Origin of the sequence: Methylotenera sp. (genome assembly GCF_013141425.1) — a bacterium.
Lineage (GTDB): Bacteria > Pseudomonadota > Gammaproteobacteria > Burkholderiales > Methylophilaceae > Methylotenera.
This window is the reverse complement of sequence record NZ_JABFRA010000132.1, coordinates 1-18,749: the sequence shown is the minus strand read 5'-3', so window position 1 is coordinate 18,749 and position 18,749 is coordinate 1. Positions and strand designations below refer to the sequence as shown.

Annotated in this window: 14 protein-coding genes and 1 tRNA gene; 7 read left to right on the top strand and 8 right to left on the bottom strand. The window is 42.6% G+C overall.

All coding sequences use genetic code 11. The features are described from left to right. Nucleotides 1-2: 2 nt before the first annotated feature. From HOO90_RS11460 to HOO90_RS11440, 5 genes are all read left to right on the top strand, one after another. The gene (locus HOO90_RS11460; RefSeq protein WP_292843181.1) at nucleotides 3-1,421 is read left to right on the top strand and encodes an acetyl-CoA carboxylase biotin carboxylase subunit; all 1,419 of its coding nucleotides are present in this window, start codon (nucleotides 3-5) and stop codon (nucleotides 1,419-1,421) included. A gap of 82 nt (nucleotides 1,422-1,503) precedes the next feature. After that, nucleotides 1,504-3,357 carry a sodium-extruding oxaloacetate decarboxylase subunit alpha gene (oadA, locus tag HOO90_RS11455; RefSeq protein WP_292843179.1) on the top strand — a complete coding sequence of 618 codons (1,854 nt, stop codon included), beginning with the start codon at nucleotides 1,504-1,506 and terminating at the stop codon, nucleotides 3,355-3,357. Nucleotides 3,358-3,441: 84 nt separating this feature from the next. Further along, nucleotides 3,442-4,026 carry a Maf family nucleotide pyrophosphatase gene (locus HOO90_RS11450; protein ID WP_292843177.1) on the top strand — a complete coding sequence of 195 codons (585 nt, stop codon included), beginning with the start codon at nucleotides 3,442-3,444 and terminating at the stop codon, nucleotides 4,024-4,026. Nucleotides 4,027-4,208: 182 nt separating this feature from the next. After that, complete coding sequence (locus HOO90_RS11445; protein WP_292843175.1) at nucleotides 4,209-5,654, top strand: DUF4139 domain-containing protein; 1,446 nt, start codon at nucleotides 4,209-4,211, stop codon at nucleotides 5,652-5,654. Further along, the gene (locus HOO90_RS11440; protein WP_292843173.1) at nucleotides 5,655-6,377 is read left to right on the top strand and encodes an SAM-dependent methyltransferase; all 723 of its coding nucleotides are present in this window, start codon (nucleotides 5,655-5,657) and stop codon (nucleotides 6,375-6,377) included. Between the two features lie 16 nt (nucleotides 6,378-6,393). Here the strand turns inward: HOO90_RS11440 and HOO90_RS11435 are convergent, their stop codons facing one another. From HOO90_RS11435 to smc, 8 genes are all read right to left on the bottom strand, one after another. Continuing rightward, the gene (locus HOO90_RS11435; protein WP_292843171.1) at nucleotides 6,394-6,918 is read right to left on the bottom strand and encodes a DoxX family protein; all 525 of its coding nucleotides are present in this window, start codon (nucleotides 6,916-6,918) and stop codon (nucleotides 6,394-6,396) included. A 98-nt stretch (nucleotides 6,919-7,016) separates the two neighbouring features. Continuing rightward, nucleotides 7,017-7,667, bottom strand: coding sequence for a sulfite oxidase heme-binding subunit YedZ (locus HOO90_RS11430; RefSeq protein ID WP_292843169.1), 651 nt, complete (start codon nucleotides 7,665-7,667; stop codon nucleotides 7,017-7,019). A gap of 26 nt (nucleotides 7,668-7,693) precedes the next feature. Next, on the bottom strand, nucleotides 7,694-8,725 hold the full coding sequence (msrP, locus tag HOO90_RS11425) for a protein-methionine-sulfoxide reductase catalytic subunit MsrP (RefSeq protein ID WP_292843167.1): 1,032 nt from the start codon (nucleotides 8,723-8,725) through the stop codon (nucleotides 7,694-7,696). 133 nt (nucleotides 8,726-8,858) lie between these two features. After that, on the bottom strand, nucleotides 8,859-9,767 hold the full coding sequence (locus tag HOO90_RS11420) for a tetratricopeptide repeat protein (RefSeq protein ID WP_292843165.1): 909 nt from the start codon (nucleotides 9,765-9,767) through the stop codon (nucleotides 8,859-8,861). A gap of 46 nt (nucleotides 9,768-9,813) precedes the next feature. Next, nucleotides 9,814-10,629, bottom strand: a complete 816-nt coding sequence (cysQ, locus tag HOO90_RS11415; RefSeq protein WP_292843163.1) for a 3'(2'),5'-bisphosphate nucleotidase CysQ — start codon at nucleotides 10,627-10,629, stop codon at nucleotides 9,814-9,816. A 15-nt stretch (nucleotides 10,630-10,644) separates the two neighbouring features. Further along, a complete protein-coding gene (ligA, locus tag HOO90_RS11410; protein WP_292843161.1) occupies nucleotides 10,645-12,666 on the bottom strand; it encodes an NAD-dependent DNA ligase LigA in 2,022 nt (673 codons plus the stop codon). Nucleotides 12,667-12,724: 58 nt separating this feature from the next. Next, nucleotides 12,725-14,248, bottom strand: a complete 1,524-nt coding sequence (locus HOO90_RS11405; RefSeq protein ID WP_292843159.1) for a cell division protein ZipA C-terminal FtsZ-binding domain-containing protein — start codon at nucleotides 14,246-14,248, stop codon at nucleotides 12,725-12,727. Nucleotides 14,249-14,351: 103 nt separating this feature from the next. After that, nucleotides 14,352-17,894, bottom strand: coding sequence for a chromosome segregation protein SMC (gene smc, locus HOO90_RS11400; RefSeq protein ID WP_292843157.1), 3,543 nt, complete (start codon nucleotides 17,892-17,894; stop codon nucleotides 14,352-14,354). Nucleotides 17,895-17,989: 95 nt separating this feature from the next. Here smc and queF point away from each other — a divergent pair, with 95 nt between their 5' ends. Next, nucleotides 17,990-18,436 carry a preQ(1) synthase gene (gene queF / locus HOO90_RS11395; protein ID WP_292843155.1) on the top strand — a complete coding sequence of 149 codons (447 nt, stop codon included), beginning with the start codon at nucleotides 17,990-17,992 and terminating at the stop codon, nucleotides 18,434-18,436. Between the two features lie 187 nt (nucleotides 18,437-18,623). Further along, nucleotides 18,624-18,699 (top strand) — tRNA-Ala (locus HOO90_RS11390). Nucleotides 18,700-18,749 lie beyond the last annotated feature (50 nt).

The window sequence follows — 18,749 nt, the reverse complement described above, 5'->3', positions numbered from 1 at the left end:
ACGTGTTTAAAAAAATTCTTGTAGCCAATCGCGGTGAAATTGCAGTGCGTATTGTACGCGCTTGCTCGGAGATGGGCATTAAATCCGTAGCAATTTATGCGGATGCCGATCGCCAAGCTTTACATGTTAAAAAGGCGGATGAAGCCTATAACATCGGCGCAGATCCCGTTGCAGGCTATTTGAATGCTCATAAAATCGTCAACCTTGCTGTGGCCTCTGGATGTGACGCACTTCATCCAGGTTATGGTTTTTTGTCAGAAAATCCTGAGCTTGCTGAAATTTGCGCTCGACGAGGAATTAAATTCATTGGCCCTAACGCCGATGTGATACGCCAGATGGGCGATAAAATTCAAGCCCGAAATGCCATGACCAATGCTGGTATTCCCTGCACGCCTGGTAGCAATGGCAATCTGGCTGATTTAGATGAAGCGATTTCTTTAGCCAAGAAAATTGGCTATCCCGTCATGCTTAAAGCCACTAATGGCGGCGGAGGTCGCGGCATTCGCCGTTGCGATAGCGAGAAAGAGTTGTTAGGCAACTATGACCGTGTGATTTCTGAAGCCAGCAAAGCATTTGGTAAGCCTGAAGTATTTTTAGAAAAATGTGTGGTTTCTCCGCGTCACATTGAAGTGCAAATCTTGGCAGACTCGCAAGGCAATGTTATTCACTTATTTGAACGCGACTGTTCGATTCAACGTCGAAATCAAAAATTGATTGAAATAGCGCCCTCACCACAGCTTACTCAAGCACAACGTGAGTATATTGGTGGTTTGGCAGTAAAGGCAGCCAAAGCTGTAGGTTATGAAAACGCAGGAACAGTCGAATTTTTATTAGATTCTGACAACACGTTTTATTTTATGGAAATGAATACACGTTTGCAGGTTGAGCACACTGTCACAGAAACCATCACGGGTATCGACATTGTGCAAGAACAAATCCGTGTCGCCTATGGTTTGCCCTTACAATACGCCCAAAAAGAAGTGCAATTCAGAGGCTACGCAATGGAATTCCGTATTAATGCGGAAGACCCGAAAAATGACTTTTTACCAAGTTTTGGTAAGATTACGCGCTACTATGCGCCCGGTGGCCCAGGCGTGCGTATGGATGCGGCGATTTACAGCGGGTATGTGATCCCCCCCTACTATGACTCGATGTGTGCCAAACTGACCGTTTGGGCTTTAGATTGGGATAGCGTGATTGAGCGTGGTCGTCGTGCATTGGATGATATGTTGATTTATGGGGTTAAAACTACAATCCCCTATTATCAGGAGATTTTGAAGCATAAAGATTTCCGAGAGGCTAATTTCAATACCAGTTTCGTTGAATCCCATCCAGAGCTGACTAATTATGCAAACGAGATTCCGCCAGAAATGATTGCCGCGGCTATTTCAGCAGCCATTGCCGCGCATGAAGGAATTTAGTTGGTGTGCATTGCAAAAATAAATAAATAAAAGTCAATTGAAGCAAAAAGTTGAATAAATAAATTAAAGTAAAGAGTTAAATATGACAAACCAAACCTCCAAAGTACAATTGACTGAACTCGTTTTACGTGACGGACATCAATCATTAATCGCAACGCGTTTGCGTACAGAAGACATGTTGCCGATTTGCGCAAAACTGGATGCGATAGGTTTTTGGTCGCTTGAGGCTTGGGGTGGCGCTACATTTGACGCCTGTGTGCGTTTTCTTAAAGAAGACCCATGGGAGCGTCTTGCTAAATTACGTAAGGCCTTACCCAATAGTCGCATTCAAATGTTGCTTCGCGGTCAGAACTTATTGGGCTATCGCCATTATTCAGACGATGTAGTTCAGGCTTTCGTAAAAAAATCAGCCGATAACGGCGTTGATGTGTTCCGAATATTTGACGCAATGAATGACATGCGCAACCTAAAAACCTCTGTAGAAGCGGTTAAAAAAGTAGGCAAGCATGCAGAAGGCGCAATTAGTTATACGACCAGTCCAGTTCATGACATTCCCCATTTTGTCGGTTTAGCCAAAGAGCTTGAAGCTATGGGATGTGACACCATTGCCATTAAAGACATGGCGGGACTACTTACCCCACAAAGTACCAGTGATTTAGTGAAGGCGCTACGTGGTGCGATTAGCTTGCCCATTCATTTACATAGCCACGCTACTTCTGGCCTTTCAGCCATGTGCTTTTTAAAAGGTATTGAAGCTGGCGCAACCCTTGTAGATACTTGCAACTCATCCTTTGGTGAAGGTGCTAGCCACTCTTCCACCGAAAGTATTGTAGCGGCACTACAAGACACAGAATATGACACTGGCATTGACTTACCGGCCTTACAAGAAATCACTGCTTACTTCCGCGAAGTGCGTAAAAAATACTGGCAGTTTGAAAGCGACTTCACTGGCGTAGACACTCGTGTACTAGTGAATCAAGTACCAGGTGGCATGATTTCAAACTTGTCGAATCAGCTAAAAGAACAAGGTGCTCTGGATCGCATGGATGAAGTATTGGCTGAGATTCCACGTGTGCGTAAAGATTTGGGTTTTCCGCCATTGGTCACGCCCACTTCGCAAATTGTGGGCACACAAGCAGTGCTCAATGTTGTCACTGGTGGTCGTTATAAATCGATCACCAATGAAGTTAAAAATTACTTATTGGGCCAATACGGCAAATCGCCTGCGGCTGTAAATAATGAGGTCAAACAAAAAGCGGTGGGGGATGGCGAAGTCATTGCCTGTAGGCCGGCTGATTTACTTAGCCCTGAAATGGTAAAATTAGCCAGCGAAGCCGAACGCTTTGCTAAAACAGAAGAAGATGTGCTGACCTATGCAATGTTCCCAGATATTGGTAAAACCTACCTCCAAGAACGCAATGCTGGCTCACTAAAACCAGAGGTGTTACAAGACAAAGCCGCTGTAAATGCTTCTGCACCTCGTTTTGCACCCACTGAGTTCAAAGTAACGCTACACGGTGAAACATTCCACATCAACCTGACGGGTAGCGGTCACGCAGGTGAAGAAAAACGCCCATTCTACGTGTCTATTGACGGCATTGCAGAAGAGGTGATTGTTGAAACCTTGAGTGAAGTCGAAGTTTCTGGCGGTAGCAGTGGTGGAAAAAAGAAAGCCACTGCAGGTGCTACAAAAAGTGGGCGTCCACGCCCTTCTCATGCAGGGCACGTCACTACATCAATGCCAGGTACAGTTGTGGCTGTTAAAGTGAAAGTTGGCGACAAAGTAAACGCGGGGGACGGCGTACTGGTGATTGAGGCGATGAAAATGGAAAATGAAATTCAAGCCGCGGCTTCAGGCGTAGTAGTCGCAGTGCATGTGGCTAAGGGCGATAGCGTAACGCCTGATGAATCTTTGCTTGAAATTCAGCCTGAATAAATGCTTTGAAATTCAACCAAAAACAAACTTGAACCCCAAAGCCGACAGAATATCGCTGTCGGCTTTTATTTTTGTATTCAATTTATGACAAAACAAACTTTAATCCTAGCTTCCTCCTCAGAGTTTCGCCGCGAGCTTTTGCAAAAACTACAAATTCCATTTAGTAGTATTTCACCACGTGTCGACGAAACACCGCTCGTCAATGAAAAGCCACAAGAAACTGCGTTAAGGCTAGCGCAAGAAAAAGCCAAAAAAATCGGCAGCGACTACCCGCATGCCTTGGTAGTTGGCTGCGATCAAGTAGCCACCCTGGATGGAGAACAATTAGGTAAACCGATGAACCACAACAACGCCACGAAGCAATTAAAGCGAATGAGTGGTCGCGAGGTCACTTTTCATAGCGCCTTGTGCTTATACAATGCGACTACAGGTAATATGCAAGCGCAGGTGGTGCCTTATTTGGTGAGGTTTAGGCAACTGAGTGACGAACAAATTGAAAACTATCTCAATAAAGAGCAACCCTACCAATGCGCTGGCAGTGCAAAATCAGAAGGCTTAGGCATTGCGCTCATCGAACGCATGTTGGGAGAGGACCCAAATGCACTCATCGGGCTGCCTTTAATTGCACTGGTGAGCATGCTGCAGGTTGAAGGTGTCGCTATCATTTAAAAAAATAAAATAAATTTAACCCCATTCCACTAGCCATTACGTTTAACCCAATATACAAGCACTTGAAGTGTACGGAAACTTAAAATTTACCAGCGCTTAAAAATTTACATGAGCTAAAAGTACCATAACTTGTGTTTGTAATAAATGGAACAGTTAAACTTAATTTAGATGGGATAAAAATCATGAAGCTCAAATACAAACTTATTTTACTGGCAACACTATCAACCCTAGTCACGGGAGCCATCGCCATGGAATTAGATGAAACTCGCAGCACCCTTACTGACCAGCAATCTGTCGCGGTCACCATCTACAATGGCGATTTGGCCTTGATCAAAGATCAACGTAAGTTAAAAATAAATAACGGCATTATCGACTTAGCCTTACGTGATGTAAGTGCACAGATTCGGCCTGAAACAGCCTTACTTCGCAGTATTAGTCATGCCGGAAGCTTTAGCACACTCGAACAAAACTTTGATTTTGACTTACTGACACCACAAAAATTGCTTGAGAAATATGTCGGAAAAACCGTCAGTATCGTTAAAATTCATCCAACTACCGGATTGGAAACTACAGAAGTTGCTACGGTATTATCAGCCAATAATGGTGTAGTGCTCAAAATAGGCAACCGCATTGAAACCGGCATCCCAGGGCGCATTGTGTATGACAACGTGCCTGAGAATCTGCGTGATCGCCCTACTCTAGTCACAAAACTTAACAACAAAATTGCCGCTGAACAAACCTTAGAATTAAGCTACTTAACCGGCGGCTTAGGTTGGAAAGCCGATTATGTTGCAGAACTCAACCCCAAAGAAGACAGCATTGATTTATCTGGCTGGGTCACCTTAAGCAACACCAGCGGTGCGAGCTACAAAAATGCAAAACTACAACTCGTAGCTGGCGATGTAAATCGTGTGCAAGAACATTTTCCGCGCGCGATGTCTATGCGTAAAAATGCAGACATGGTTGCGGAGGCCGCTGTGCCGATGGCAGAAGAATCGCTGCTTGAATACCACCTCTATACGCTGGATCGCCCGACAACGATTAGTGAGAATCAAACCAAACAAGTGGCCTTGCTCTCTGCAGCTAACGTGCCTGCACGTAAAGAATTGGTGCTACGTGGTGCCGATTACTACTATCAAAGTAGTTACGGTGAGATTGGCACAAAAATTAAAGTGGGAGTATTTGTAGAATTTGACAATAAAGAAGCGGCAAAATTAGGCATACCCTTACCCAAAGGCATTATACGGGTATACAAAAAAGATAACGCAGGTAACGCACAGTTTGTGGGCGAAGACAATATTGACCACACACCTAAAAATGAAGTGGTCCGTTTAAAATTGGGCGAATCATTTGATGTGACTGCCGATAAAAAACAAACCGGTTTCAAGGTACTGCCAAACCCGCAAAAAGGCCATAGCGCCTATGAAAGCGCTTATGAAATCACCCTTAAAAATGCCAAAAAAGAAAAAATGACCGTTGTTATTCAAGAACCCATTTCAGGTGATTGGACTATTACCGCAGAAAATCAGCCGCATAAAAAGGTGAATAGTCACTTAGCCGTTTGGAAAGTTGATGTTCCTGCGGAAAGCAGTGCCACTTTAAACTATAAAGCGATTGTTAAATACTAAATGACTCAAGCAACCCAACTCGGAACGTTATATTTAATTCCAGTAACCCTTGGTGACGACAGCATCACCAGGGTATTGCCACCTGAGGTCGTTAATATCGCAAAGCAGCTCGATTGCTTTGTCGTGGAAAGTGAGAAATCCGCCCGGCATTTTTTAAGCACGATTAAAACCATCAAGCCAGTGCGCGAGTTAAAACTCAATCTTCTCAATGAACATACCGAAGATAGAGCCTTGCCTGACTTACTCAAACCCTTATTGGCCGGTAAAGATATTGGATTAATGAGCGATGCGGGCTGCCCAGGGGTAGCCGACCCTGGCGCCAAACTTGTTGAATTAGCTCACCAAAAAGGCATACGCGTCGTGCCTTTTGTCGGTCCGAGTTCAATTTTACTCAGTTTGATGGCAAGCGGCTTAAATGGCCAGCAATTTGCATTTTTAGGTTACTTGCCAGTCGACAAAACACAACGCAATCAAAAACTAAAAGAAGTTGAAAAGCGCTCGCTCACGCACAAAGAAACACAATTGTTCATAGAAACCCCCTACCGCAACCAACACATGCTAGAAGCTATATTAAGCGTTTGCCAGCCTAACACAAAGCTTTGCGTGGCTTGCGACATTAGCTTGGCAACGGAAACAATCGTTACCAAAACAATAGTAAACTGGAAAAAATCAGCTTTGCCAGATTTACACAAACGGCCAACAGTATTTTTACTATTAGCTTAAACTGACACCCATTGTTTTAAACACTGTTAAGCTTTTTCTGAATCCAACAATCAACACTCCACCTACCAGCTCCAGCAAATAGTAGTGGCGAAAACATGACGAGGTAAATCAGCGGCAATTTGTAGTTACCAAAGCCATCTCCTGACTCATCGATAATGCGATAGCCCGTGAGCAATTGTGAAAGATTGTTCCAATGCTCAGGCCAATGCACAGTTGCAATTGCAACGATAGTCAGCATCATCAGTGAAAAGGTGAAAAATCGAGTGGCGAGCCCAAATACTAGGGCCAATGCGCCTATAATTTCAAACCAAGTGGCGATTCCCCAACTAATCTCGGCCGGCAGTAAATTAAATGGAAACGGGAAGCTTAAATCAGCAAACCAATTCGTGCCGTGTAATTTTTCAATACCAGCCTCACCAAACTCCCAAGCCAGAATTAAACGCAGTAGCAAAGGTGGAACAGCATCTGACAATGCATTTAACTGGTGAATGGTTACTTGATATTGCTTAAGTCCGAAGACTATCAATCGGTTATTCGGCATAATTTTTCCCTATTCTTCATTAAAAAGATTATTCAAAAGCCTTATCGCGCTTTAGATAAGGCTTAGTCGAGAAAAAGGAGGATTACTTACAAGATAAACTAAAATTTACTAATACCATTTGGTTTGCCTGTTGGCTTGGTAGTTTTTGAAAAGTGATAATGAATTCTTAAGCCCAACAGCACGCATAAAACAAGGGCGTAAAATAATGGCTCACGTATGTCTTTTTTAACCAGCCACCAAAAATGCACAATGGCTAAAACTGCAAGGAGGTATACCAGTTGATGCAATTGCCGCCAACGCTCACGCAGTCGTCGCATCATCGAATTTGTGGACGTTAGCGCTAATGGTAGTGCTAATATAAAAGCAGCAAAACCAACCAATATACGTGGGTGCTTTACAATATCTTTACAAATTGCATTCCAGTCAAAGCTAAAATCTAGCCAGACATAAATAACGAGGTGGATACAGGCATAAAAAAACATAAACAAACCCAGCATACGCCTCAACTGAAGTTGCCAAGCACGACCAGTAACCAATCGGATCGGCGTCAGGCTTAAAGTGGCTAACAATATAAATAAAGCCCAAAAACCAGTAGAACGCTCGATTAACTCAATTGGATTTGCAGATAAATTATCTTGAAAACCCAACCAAAACAATCGCATAAGCGGCACAAGGCAAAGCATAAAAACAAATGCTTTTACCCAATTAATCTGTTTCTTGGTGGGAACATGGCGATTAGAAGCCAACATAGCAATAGATTTTTCTTACAATAACGTTAAAAGTTTTTTCGTAAATCAAGTCCTGCGTACATCTGCCCAACCTGCTCGGTGTAGCCATTAAACATCTGCGTTTTGATGCGCCCAGCAAATAAACCTGCACCAATACGTTTTTCAGAGGACTGCGTCCAGCGTGGGTGCTCAACCTGTGGATTTACGTTGGCGTAAAACCCATACTCGCTCGGGCCAGCCTTCATCCAAGCAGTAATCGGCATTTTTTCAACAAAGCGAATCTTTACAATGGCCTTTGCACCTTTGAAGCCATACTTCCACGGCACCACCAAGCGCATCGGTGCGCCATTCTGATTAGGTAGCTGCTCACCATATAGACCAACCGCCATGATAGTGAGCGGATTCATGGCTTCGTCCATGCGTAAACCTTCGGTATATGGCCAATCCAGCAATTGCAGATTTTGCCCAGGCATTTGTTGCTTATCAGCCAGCGTTACAAATTCGATATATTTAGCATTGGCATTGGGTTCAGCCCATTTAATTAACTTAGCCAGTGGCAAACCAATCCAAGGAATGACCATAGACCAGCCTTCAACGCAGCGCATACGATAAATACGCTCTTCTAATGGCGCTAACTTGTAGATATCTTCGATGCTTATGGTTTTGGCTTTCTTGACCTCGCCTTCAATGCTAACTGTCCAAGGATGCGGTTTAAACAATTTACTGTTAATCGCAGGCTCGCTTTTATCGGTGCCAAATTCGTAATAATTATTATAAGTCGTGATGTCATCATAGGCTGTCAGTTTTTCATCTGCGCCATAAGGTGTTTTTGCATAGCCAGTGATTTTCTGACGGGAAGCAAATTTCAACGCATTTGATTGACCGCTCGCGATTAATTTGCTTTCATTATCTAACGACTTTGTACTTGCTACCGCCGCAGCAAGCTGATTACTCAATAGCGCTGTAGAACCTGCCAAAATACCAAATCCTGCCTTCTGGAGAAACTCTCGACGATTATCGAACACCGTCTTAGGAGTAATTTCCGAAGGAAGTATGTCCGATTTCGTTTGGATAATCATGGCCGCTCTCAATAAAGTTGAATAATAAGCTAATGCTAGTAAAGTAATAACTAGCAAAGTAATAAGTAGTAATGCTTAGTCGGTTTGAAATATAATCCCTTACAAAAACTGCACTTAACGATTTTTACAGCATTTAAAACAAGTCTACTGTTTCTTGCTCAATTTCTTTAGTTAAGGCTTCATCATTCGCGGCTACAGCAATCGATTTTGCATGTTCAACTAATCTTTTAGCCTCTGGAATGTCGCCCCTAGCCACTTTGACTTTTGCTAGCACATAACTGCCTTGCGCTTCATAGTAGGCGCCCCCCTGTTCTTTGGCTAACTTAATGATTTTATTTAGTACATTTTCCGCACTCGTATAACTTTTCGTAATGATGTAATACCGACCTAACTCGATACTGGAATGCGCGTACTGATCTAAAGTGCCAGCCGTATCATGCATTAGATAGGCTTTAATTTGATACTCAAGGGCCAAGTCATGCTGATTCATTTTATGGTGCGTAAAAGCTACTTTTTCATAACTCTCACCTCGCTCGTTATCGTTAGCCGCTAGCTTGGTACCCAATAGATACTCGTCCAGAGCCAGCGCAAGTTGATTATTCGTAAGATAGACATCCCCGATTGCATTGTGTCCAATACGCTCATAAGCTTGATATTTAGCAGTTTTTGCATTTGAAATAGTTTGTTGAAAACTAGCAATGGCGAGGTCATTTTTTTTAAGTTGAGCATAGGTGCGACCGATAAGATAACTTGAAATCGTTTTATCTGAAGCATCACTCGACAAAGCATCCAAAGAATTAAATGAAGCCAGCGCTGCATCAAAATCACCCTTGTAGCCATATGCACGCCCCTGACAAATCCTGACTTCTTTGTCTGTTTTATTATATTCAATGGCTTTCTTTGCCTGAATTAATGCAGCATCAAGTTCGCCTTTTTGCAGTAATTGATTACAGGCATTTGCTTCAGTTGAAATTGCAGAAACATTATTTATAAACAATAAGATAAATAATATACTTAAAGTAGTTTTTAACTTAATGGTCATGTTTTCTTTCTAGGTATGGTTATAACTACTTGGCAACAAAACAGATTTATAGGTACTGATGCCAATGCGGCGCACCACTTCCTTGCGCAAAAAAACTTGGGTTCAACAACGTGCTTTTACTGTTATACAGCAAGCTATTCCCAACTACATCAACAATATCACCTCCTGCTTCTAGCAAAATGCAATGAGCGGCGGCGGTGTCCCATTCTGATGTGGGCCCTAACCTAGGGTAAACATCCGCTAGCCCTTCAGCCACCAAACATATTTTAAGAGAGCTGCCCATGCTAATTAGTTCAGGTGTTTCACCTAATGTAGGTACTAAATTACGCATGAAGTCTTGCATTTTTTCATTTGCATGTGAACGGCTTCCCGCAATGGTTAACCGCTTTAAATTCAGCACACGCACATGAATTTTTTCTGCGGCTTTGGTTAAACTTTGCCTATATGCACCAGATCCGCGACAAGCAAAATATAACAAACCTGTCACTGGCGCATACACCACCCCTAACACTGGTTGTTGATTGTCTATTAAAGCAATGTTAACGGTAAATTCTCCGTTGCGTTTTACAAATTCACGCGTACCATCTAAAGGATCAATCAACCAATATTGTTGCCAATGTTGACGTATTTCATAACTTATTTCTTCTGATTCTTCAGTCAAAATCGGAATCTGAGGAGTGAGTTTATTTAACTCTGAGACGATAACTTGGTGTGCTGCTAAATCTGCTTGCGTCAGGGGTGAGTTGTCGTCTTTCCTATGCACATCGAAATCAGTAGCATACACTTGCATGATGGCAAGCCCAGCCTGTTTCGCAATATGAATAACAGATTCTAAATAGGCCTGATAGTTTTGGCTGGTCATAAATCGAGCGCTACTTCAAGCAAGCAATTCAAGTAAAGCCGCCTCATCCAGCACCAACACACCAAGCTCCTGCGCCTTATCTAACTTGCTGCCCGCATCACTACCTGCAATCACATAGTCTGTTTTTTTAGAAACACTACCACTGACCTTGCCGCCAGCGGCTTCAATTAATGCTTTTGCTTCGTCACGTGACAACGTGGGTAATGTCCCTGTCAGCACAAAAATTTTGCCAAGAAAATGCCCCGTAGCAGCCTGTTTACCTTCGCTTTCAGGCCAACTCAGGCCCGCAGCAATGAGCTGTGCTATAACTGTTTGATTATGTGCTTCTGAAAAAAAATTGCTAATCGATTCTGCCACCACGGGGCCTACATCATTTACGTTTAATAAATCCGCGCTACTGGCTTGCATTAACGCAGGCAAGTTACCAAAATGCTTTGCCAAGTCTTTTGCAGTCGCCTCGCCGACATTGCGCATTCCGAGGGCGTATATAAAACGTGCCAGCGTTGTTCTTTTACTAGCTTCGAGAGCATCCAGAATATTTTGGGCGGACTTAGTTGCCATGCGTTCTAACTTACTCAGTGTAACTAAATCCAGTTGGTAAATATCGGCCAGCGTGTGTACCAAATTGGACTCGACTAATTGATCCACTAACTTTTCACCTAAGCCCTCAATATCCATTGCGCGACGCGAAGCGAAATGTGTAATGGCTTGTTTTCGTTGCGCAGGGCAGAATAAACCTCCTGTACAACGTGCTACGGCTTCATCCGCCTGCTTTAAAATATGCGATCCACATTCAGGACATGTGATGGGCATTTCAAAGCGCCGCGCATTTACTGGTCGCCTTTCAAGCACCACGCTCACCACCTCAGGGATCACATCACCGGCACGGCGCACCGTAACCGTGTCGCCAATATGCACATCTTTACGCCGCACTTCATCTTCATTATGCAGCGTCGCATTTGTCACGGTAACACCACCAACAAACACCGGGGCCAACCTTGCTACTGGGGTAATCGCACCCGTACGTCCAACTTGTACGGTAATATCCTCAACCAGGGTAAGCGCTTCTTGTGCAGGAAATTTATGTGCAACCGCCCAGCGTGGGGCTCGCGAAACAAATCCCAGCTCATTTTGCTGATTAAATTGGTTTACTTTATACACCACGCCATCAATATCAAAGAGCAGAGTATTTCGTGCTTGACCTATTTTTTTAAAATAAGACTGCAATCCAGCCAAACCAGTAACGACCTCCCTCAAACTACTTACAGGAAAATATAAGCTTTCTAAATAGTCCATCGCAGCGCGATGGCTTGTTAGTGCGGGCACGCCTTCGGCCGCACCCAAACCATAGGCAAAGAAACTTAAAGGACGTGTTGCGGTAACTTTAGCGTCCAACTGCCGCAAACTACCTGCAGCAGCATTGCGGGGGTTAGCAAATAATTTGTCACCTTTAGTCTGCTGCGCTTGATTGAGCCTTTCAAAATCGCGCTTGAACATCAATACTTCACCGCGTACTTCTAAAAGCTTGGGTGGCTGTTCGCAGTTAAGCCGCAGAGGAATGCAACGCAAAGTGCGCAGGTTATGCGTTACGTCTTCACCCGTGTAACCATCACCACGCGTTGCCCCTTGGGTAAATACGCCATTTTCATAGGTCAGCGTAATCGCCAAGCCGTCAAATTTAGGTTCAACTGCATATTCAATTTGTGCTTGTCCAAGCGCTTCGCGGATACGCTTATCAAAAGCTTCCAATTCACTATCAGCAAAGGCATTATTGAGTGAAAGCATGGCCTGTCGATGGCTGATATTATTAAACGCATTCACTGCCAAGCCGCTTACACGTTGGGTTGGCGAATCTACTGAAATTAACTGAGGATATTGATTTTCTAGCGTTTGTAGTTCGCGGTAGATACGATCGTATTCACTATCAGGTACAGTTGGCGCGTCTAACACATAATATTCATGGTCATATTGCGCAATAAGTTGACGTAGCGCCTCATAGCGTAAGGCCAACTCGTGCTGTTGAGCACTCTCTAACATAGAATTTTTACTATTGGATTCAATGAAATTTACAACGAGTTGGATAAGTTAAAAAACCTTATGAAAATAGGCGGTGCGCGCAATCGGAGCCAGGCACAATGCCGCGAACAAGCATGTTAGCTTGAATCACTTTGAGTTGCTGACGAATTTTTTCAATTTGAATATCGCCAAGCACCTTATTGTTATCATCGACTAATACCGCGCCTAAGCTTAATTCTAGTTGTTCGGCGACCTGCACCATGCGATTAAACATCTCGGCACATTGCCTTACGTGCGGAATATCCAACTGAAAAGTAATGCCTTTTACCACGGATGTACGCAACATTTCAGGGCTAAAAGGATGATCATCCCGATTGAACATCACAAACGACGGATGCAATTGTGTTTTAACCAAAATTTGTTTACTAGCGGACTTCTCATCGGAAGATTCATCAAAATACTTAAAGCTGCCATCTGAAGTTAGTAGCAAACCTTGCGATTCAGCTAGGCCTCTTAGTTTAGTCCCAGTGAAGGGGCCGCTTTCACCATGCACCAAGTGAAAGCCAATGGTTTTATCAACTTCAATACAAAATAAATCCAGAGAATTTGCTGCGTTCAGCGCATCACCTTTCTCTTGCCATTCTACATGACCGTTGATACCCAAGCCCAAAGTTTCAACCGCCAACTGAAAACGATTCAATGTATTGCGTGCCACAGCACCACCACGATCGGCTAACTGAAGGCTGCAAGCTACTTTTGAAATCAATCGATTGAGCGCTTCTTGATTAGATTGCAAGTCTTTAAGGAGATGCCATTGTTTATTTGAATCCAAAACGTGCACAAAAACAGGTTTATCAAAACCGTCAAACAATGACAGCAAGGCATTGCTTAAAGTGCTCACAGAAGTTTCAGTCGCCAAGTACAACAATGCAGTTAGATCTATTTGCCCGTGCAACATGTCTGGCAAGGTTATTGCAGTATCTTGGCTTTCTTGCTGTGGCGTTTCCAGCTTATTTACACCAAAGATACTTGGATTACTTGTTTTCTGAATCGGATTTTCAAAATTTACATTTTCAGGACTACTATTGAATGACGCCTCTTGCTGCAATGCTGTATCTTCGCTAAACACCTCTTTAAAGGCATTTGATTGCTCTGAGAATTTTTTTCTTGGTGTTTCAGGCTGATGATTTGCAATCGTTTCAGCAAGATTAGAGGATAACTTTTCTATTTTTGATTTAATCAGTTGATTATAAGTAGATTCTATTGAATTATCCTCACCAAATGTGGGCTCTATGGCATCACTTTTAGTTAGATTCACGAAACGATCGCTAATTTCTGGTTTTTTTTCTGGCAGAAAACCTACTTCCGCGGATATTTTATCGATAGAAAAGGTGTCTGACCGTTTATCAGCACTTTTCTCAGAAACAACATCCAAGCCACTGTCATTTAGCGTTGGCTCGTCTAACAATGCATCGCGCTTTAAAGGGGCGAAACTTTTCTCGACTTGACGATGGAATCGTCTTTCTTGCCACCAATTAATTGCAAGCACCGCCAATATTATCAAGGCGCCTATACCGATTAACGCTATTTGCAATTCACTCATCTAAAATTAACTTCCAAAATCAATTTAACCTTTAAAATTATCATCATCTACTCAACTGCCTAGTTAAGCCTATTGTAAAGGCTATTATTTTATAGCTTTTTGTTTATATATCAAGCAGTTGCTCATCCATCATGCGAACCGCGGCTTCAATATCTACGTCAACAATACGTGAAACACCAGACTCTTGCATAGTAACACCAATCAATTGCTGCGCCATTTCCATGGTTATTTTATTATGACTTACATATAAAAACTGTGTTTTTTCAGACATTTTTTTCACCATCGTACAAAAACGCTCGGTATTGCTGTCATCTAACGGAGCATCCACTTCATCCATCAAGCAAAAGGGAGCTGGGTTTAGCCTAAATAAGGCAAAAATCAGAGCGAGTGCAGTTAAAGCTTTTTCACCCCCAGAAAGTAAATGAATCGTGCTATTTTTTTTGCCAGGTGGTTGGGCAAAAACCTGCATTCCTGTATCTAAAATCTCTTCGCCGAGCAATTCCAGCCTTGCTTGTCCGCCGCCAAATAGTGTTGAGAACAATTCGCTAAAATGCCGATTCGCCTCATCAAATGTAGCTTGCAAGCGACCACGAGTTTCTTTATCAATCTTTCGTATCGCGTCTTCAAGCGTTTCACTGGCTTCTTTTAAGTCATTACATTGACTATCAAGGTAGTGCTTACGCGTTTGCTCAGATTCTAACTCCTGTATAGCCGCCAGATTCACCGCGCCTAATGCTTCTAATTCTGCCACTAGATTATCGCGCTTTAATTCCAAATCAACGGATTTCAACTTACTTTCAGTGCCATGAATTTCAAGATGCTCAGTTAGTTCTGTCTCGCTGATACCTGAAGCCTGCAACTCGGCTTGGCATTGCTCAAAATTCAAACGTGCCTCTTGTTCATTCAGTCTACCAGCTTCTAATTTATCGCGTATCGGGTGTAATAACTGCTCATTTTGCATGCGCGTGCGTTCCAACTGTTGTAATGTCAACTCACTTTCACTCATTAAATTTCGCGCAGCAATCAGCGCCAACTCCTGCTGCCGTTTGCTATTGATAGCTGTTTCTAAATTTTCTTTTAATGCTTGCATTTTAGTCGCGGCCAGGGTGGTTTCAACTTCATTGCATCGCAATTTAAGACTGGAATTTTCTTCAAGTAAGTGATTAATTTTACCTGTTAAATCATTGATATTATTGTTATTTAACTTTATTTTAAACACCTTTTCTTGGTGTGCACGCTCGAGCAATTGCAATTCGTTTCGTGCATCACTAAAAGCTAATTCAGCAGCAGTTCGCTGCTCGCTTGCAATCTGCCTACCACTATGCAGATTTTCCAAACTTTGTGAAATTTCTTGCAACAGCTTTTCTTTCAAAGCTGACTCAGCAATAAGTTTCAAGCGTTTTTCATTCGCTACAGCTATATCAGCTTGTAGTACACTTTGCCTTTGTAAGGCATTTAATTGTTGCTGTTTAAGCTGTTGTGCTGCTAGATTTAATTGGTGCAACTGCTGCGTAGCTGTTTTTAGCCGCTGATTGAATGTTTGATGAGCCTCTCGTAGCGATATTAGCTTTTGTTCCAATGTCATGATTTGCTGGTTCGCCAGCACTAATTCATGTTGCAAGTCTGGCAGTTTTAACTGTAATTTATCAAGTTGTGCTTGCCGCTCAAGCACACCGTGTAAGTTAGACTGCGCACCAAAATAATTAACACTTTGCTTGGTGAAAATATCCCCATGCTTATTCACTAGGTACTCACCGTTTGCCAATGTTTGGCTCGCTGCAATCGCATCCACGTCATCTTCAAGCAAATAGGCACCTGTAAGCCAGTCTTGCATTACAGTTTGCAAATTGGGCTCTATTTTTTCAATTAATGAATAAAGCGCTCGTTTGTTCGTAACTGCAATTGGTTTGTGCGCTGATGTAGAATTTGATGTAATCGCCAAACTCAGTGCCGATGGCGGTCGTTCTGAAAGTGGTATTTCAGATGCGGTAAGTGCATTCAATCGAAGCCCTAAGGCTGACTCAAATGCCGTTTCCCAACCCGACTTAATACTGATTTTTTGCCAAATTCGCACGCTATTCATTAAACCTGAAGTTTCCAGCCAGGCATTCAAAGCGGCTGCATCATTTCCATTTTGCATTGCTTGCTGAATCTTAGTCAGCGAGCCAATCTCAGCTTCTACCAAGTTCAATGCTCTTTGTTTTGTCGCTAGCAAATCTCTTGCTTCCTTAATCGCCAAGTCAAGTGCATGCTCATTTTGCCGCGTATCCAATACTCGCTTTTCTATTGAAGCTATTTCCGTTTCTGCTTCACTTAACTGTGCTAGCTTTTGTTCTAGGGCCTCTTCTGAAGGAAATTGCAATTGATTTAAATTTAGTTGCAAGCGCTGTAAATATTCGCTCGTTTCAGACTCAGTGCTAGCAATATGCCCAATATTTGCTCGTTCTAGGTGCAAACGCTGCTCTGCTTGGGTTAATGCGGATTGACTAGTATTAAATTCTGCGAGTGCCTGTTGATATTGATTTGATAGAATTGGCAGCGCTTTCCTAGTAGCCTGAATTACTTCTTCAGCCACTGAAAAATCCAAATTTACAATTTGAATTTCATTTTGTGCAATTAACAAACTTTCTTGAAAATTAGCATGCTGAGCGATGTTTTTATCAAGCTGCGCAGTAAGCTGCTGCAATTGCAATTGCATGCGTTCTCGCGCCTCTGAAGTATTTTTGACTTGATTCTCAAGATTAGACACCTCAGCATTAGACTCGTAATATTTACTTTGTGCCTGATTGACGACTTCAATGACAGCAAAATTTTGCTGCCGCGCAAACTCTAAAGCGCTTTCATTATTTCGCAAATTAGCCATTTGCGCTTCAAGCTCATTCACAAGCTTATCTACATTACGTTGCGCTTTTTCCCATTGCACACTAGCATCGCGTTTTTTTAACAACCACACTTGACCTTTAGTCATATTCAATGCAGATTGCAAACGATGATATTGCTCTGCCACTAACGCCTGTGATTGCAAGCGCACAATCTGCTTATCTAATTCACGCAGAATATCCTCTACTCGAACTAAATTCTCTCGGGTATCACGTAAACGCGATTCCGTTTCACGCCGCCGCTCTTTATATTTACTAATGCCAGCGGCTTCTTCTAGAAAAATACGCAGTTCTTCAGGTTTCGCTTCAACGATGCGGTTAATGGTATTTTGTCCAATAATGGCATATGCCCGGCCGCCTAGGCCTGTTCCAAGAAATAAATCAGCTACGTCACGACGGCGAACAACCGTGTTATTGATAAAATAAGTAGAACCTTTATCACGTTCAATAACACGTTTAACTGAAATTTCTGCGTATTGCGACCATTCGCCTGAAGCGCCACCAAAACTGTTATCAAACACCAACTCAACACTAGCCCTAGAGATAGGTTTGCGATTGCCAGAACCGTTAAAAATAACATCATCCATACTATCGCCACGCATTTCCTTTGCGGACGACTCACCCAGTACCCAACGTACAGATTCCATTACATTCGATTTACCACAACCATTGGGACCAACTACACCGACACGCTGACCATGAATGTGTAGCGTTGTTGGATCAACAAACGATTTGAAGCCAGCCAGTTTTAAATGAGTTAAACGCAAATTGAATCGATCAAATAAATAATAGTTTAGTTAAGCTAAATTTTTATAGACTTTTATAAACCAGTATAATAACTTTTTTTTAGTAAGAACACCTTATGACTACGCAATCAATTGGCAGCAAACCAACAGCACAACCCACAAAAACACTTGAAACGTTTGAAAACCCCAATCAAGTGCGAGATTTTCATATCCACATGGAAATTCCTGAATTCACCTGTCTTTGTCCAAAAACGGGGCAGCCTGATTTTGCAGTGATTTATTTAGACTACATTCCAGATCAAACCTGCGTTGAATTAAAAAGCCTAAAACTCTATATTTGGTCTTTCCGTGACCAAGGCTGCTTCCATGAAGCGGTAACCAACACCATATTAGATGACTTGGTAAATGCAACCCAGCCTAAATTTATGCGTGTTACTGCAAAATTCTATGTGCGCGGCGGTGTATTCACCAACGTAGTGGCAGAATATCGCAAAGCAGGTTGGCAGCCATTACCTCGAGTTGAATTGACACAGTTTGAGAGTCAATCAAATATTCGTGGTTAATCAGGTTGGTAAGCAATGCGGGCTATTCAAATAAAATAGCTAAAATTGGCTTCAAAAGTAACCTGTAAGTAAATATTTAATAATGATTGCTAAAACCACCGAAAAATCATTGACAATAAAGCCCGCCATCTTTAATATGGCGCCTCGCTGATAGCTGAAGTTGCTAATAACGAAAAGATGTAGGTACGGGGGTATAGCTCAGCTGGGAGAGCGCTTGCATGGCATGCAAGAGGTCAGCGGTTCGATCCCGCTTACCTCCACCAAAAAGCAATAATTTACTAAAATCGCTAAGGAATATCAGCACTTTGTAGTA

Excerpts from the sequence above, each read along its gene's own strand:
- oadA (WP_292843179.1), top strand. The coding sequence starts at position 1,504 with ATGACAAACCAAACCTCCAAAGTACAATTGACTGAACTCGTTTTACGT.
- HOO90_RS11450 (WP_292843177.1), top strand. The coding sequence starts at position 3,442 with ATGACAAAACAAACTTTAATCCTAGCTTCCTCCTCAGAGTTTCGCCGC.
- HOO90_RS11445 (WP_292843175.1), top strand. The coding sequence starts at position 4,209 with ATGAAGCTCAAATACAAACTTATTTTACTGGCAACACTATCAACCCTA.
- HOO90_RS11440 (WP_292843173.1), top strand. The coding sequence starts at position 5,655 with ATGACTCAAGCAACCCAACTCGGAACGTTATATTTAATTCCAGTAACC.
- HOO90_RS11435 (WP_292843171.1), bottom strand. The coding sequence starts at position 6,918 with ATGCCGAATAACCGATTGATAGTCTTCGGACTTAAGCAATATCAAGTA.
- HOO90_RS11430 (WP_292843169.1), bottom strand. The coding sequence starts at position 7,667 with ATGTTGGCTTCTAATCGCCATGTTCCCACCAAGAAACAGATTAATTGG.
- msrP (WP_292843167.1), bottom strand. The coding sequence starts at position 8,725 with ATGATTATCCAAACGAAATCGGACATACTTCCTTCGGAAATTACTCCT.
- HOO90_RS11420 (WP_292843165.1), bottom strand. The coding sequence starts at position 9,767 with ATGACCATTAAGTTAAAAACTACTTTAAGTATATTATTTATCTTATTG.
- cysQ (WP_292843163.1), bottom strand. The coding sequence starts at position 10,629 with ATGACCAGCCAAAACTATCAGGCCTATTTAGAATCTGTTATTCATATT.
- ligA (WP_292843161.1), bottom strand. The coding sequence starts at position 12,666 with ATGTTAGAGAGTGCTCAACAGCACGAGTTGGCCTTACGCTATGAGGCG.
- HOO90_RS11405 (WP_292843159.1), bottom strand. The coding sequence starts at position 14,248 with ATGAGTGAATTGCAAATAGCGTTAATCGGTATAGGCGCCTTGATAATA.
- queF (WP_292843155.1), top strand. The coding sequence starts at position 17,990 with ATGACTACGCAATCAATTGGCAGCAAACCAACAGCACAACCCACAAAA.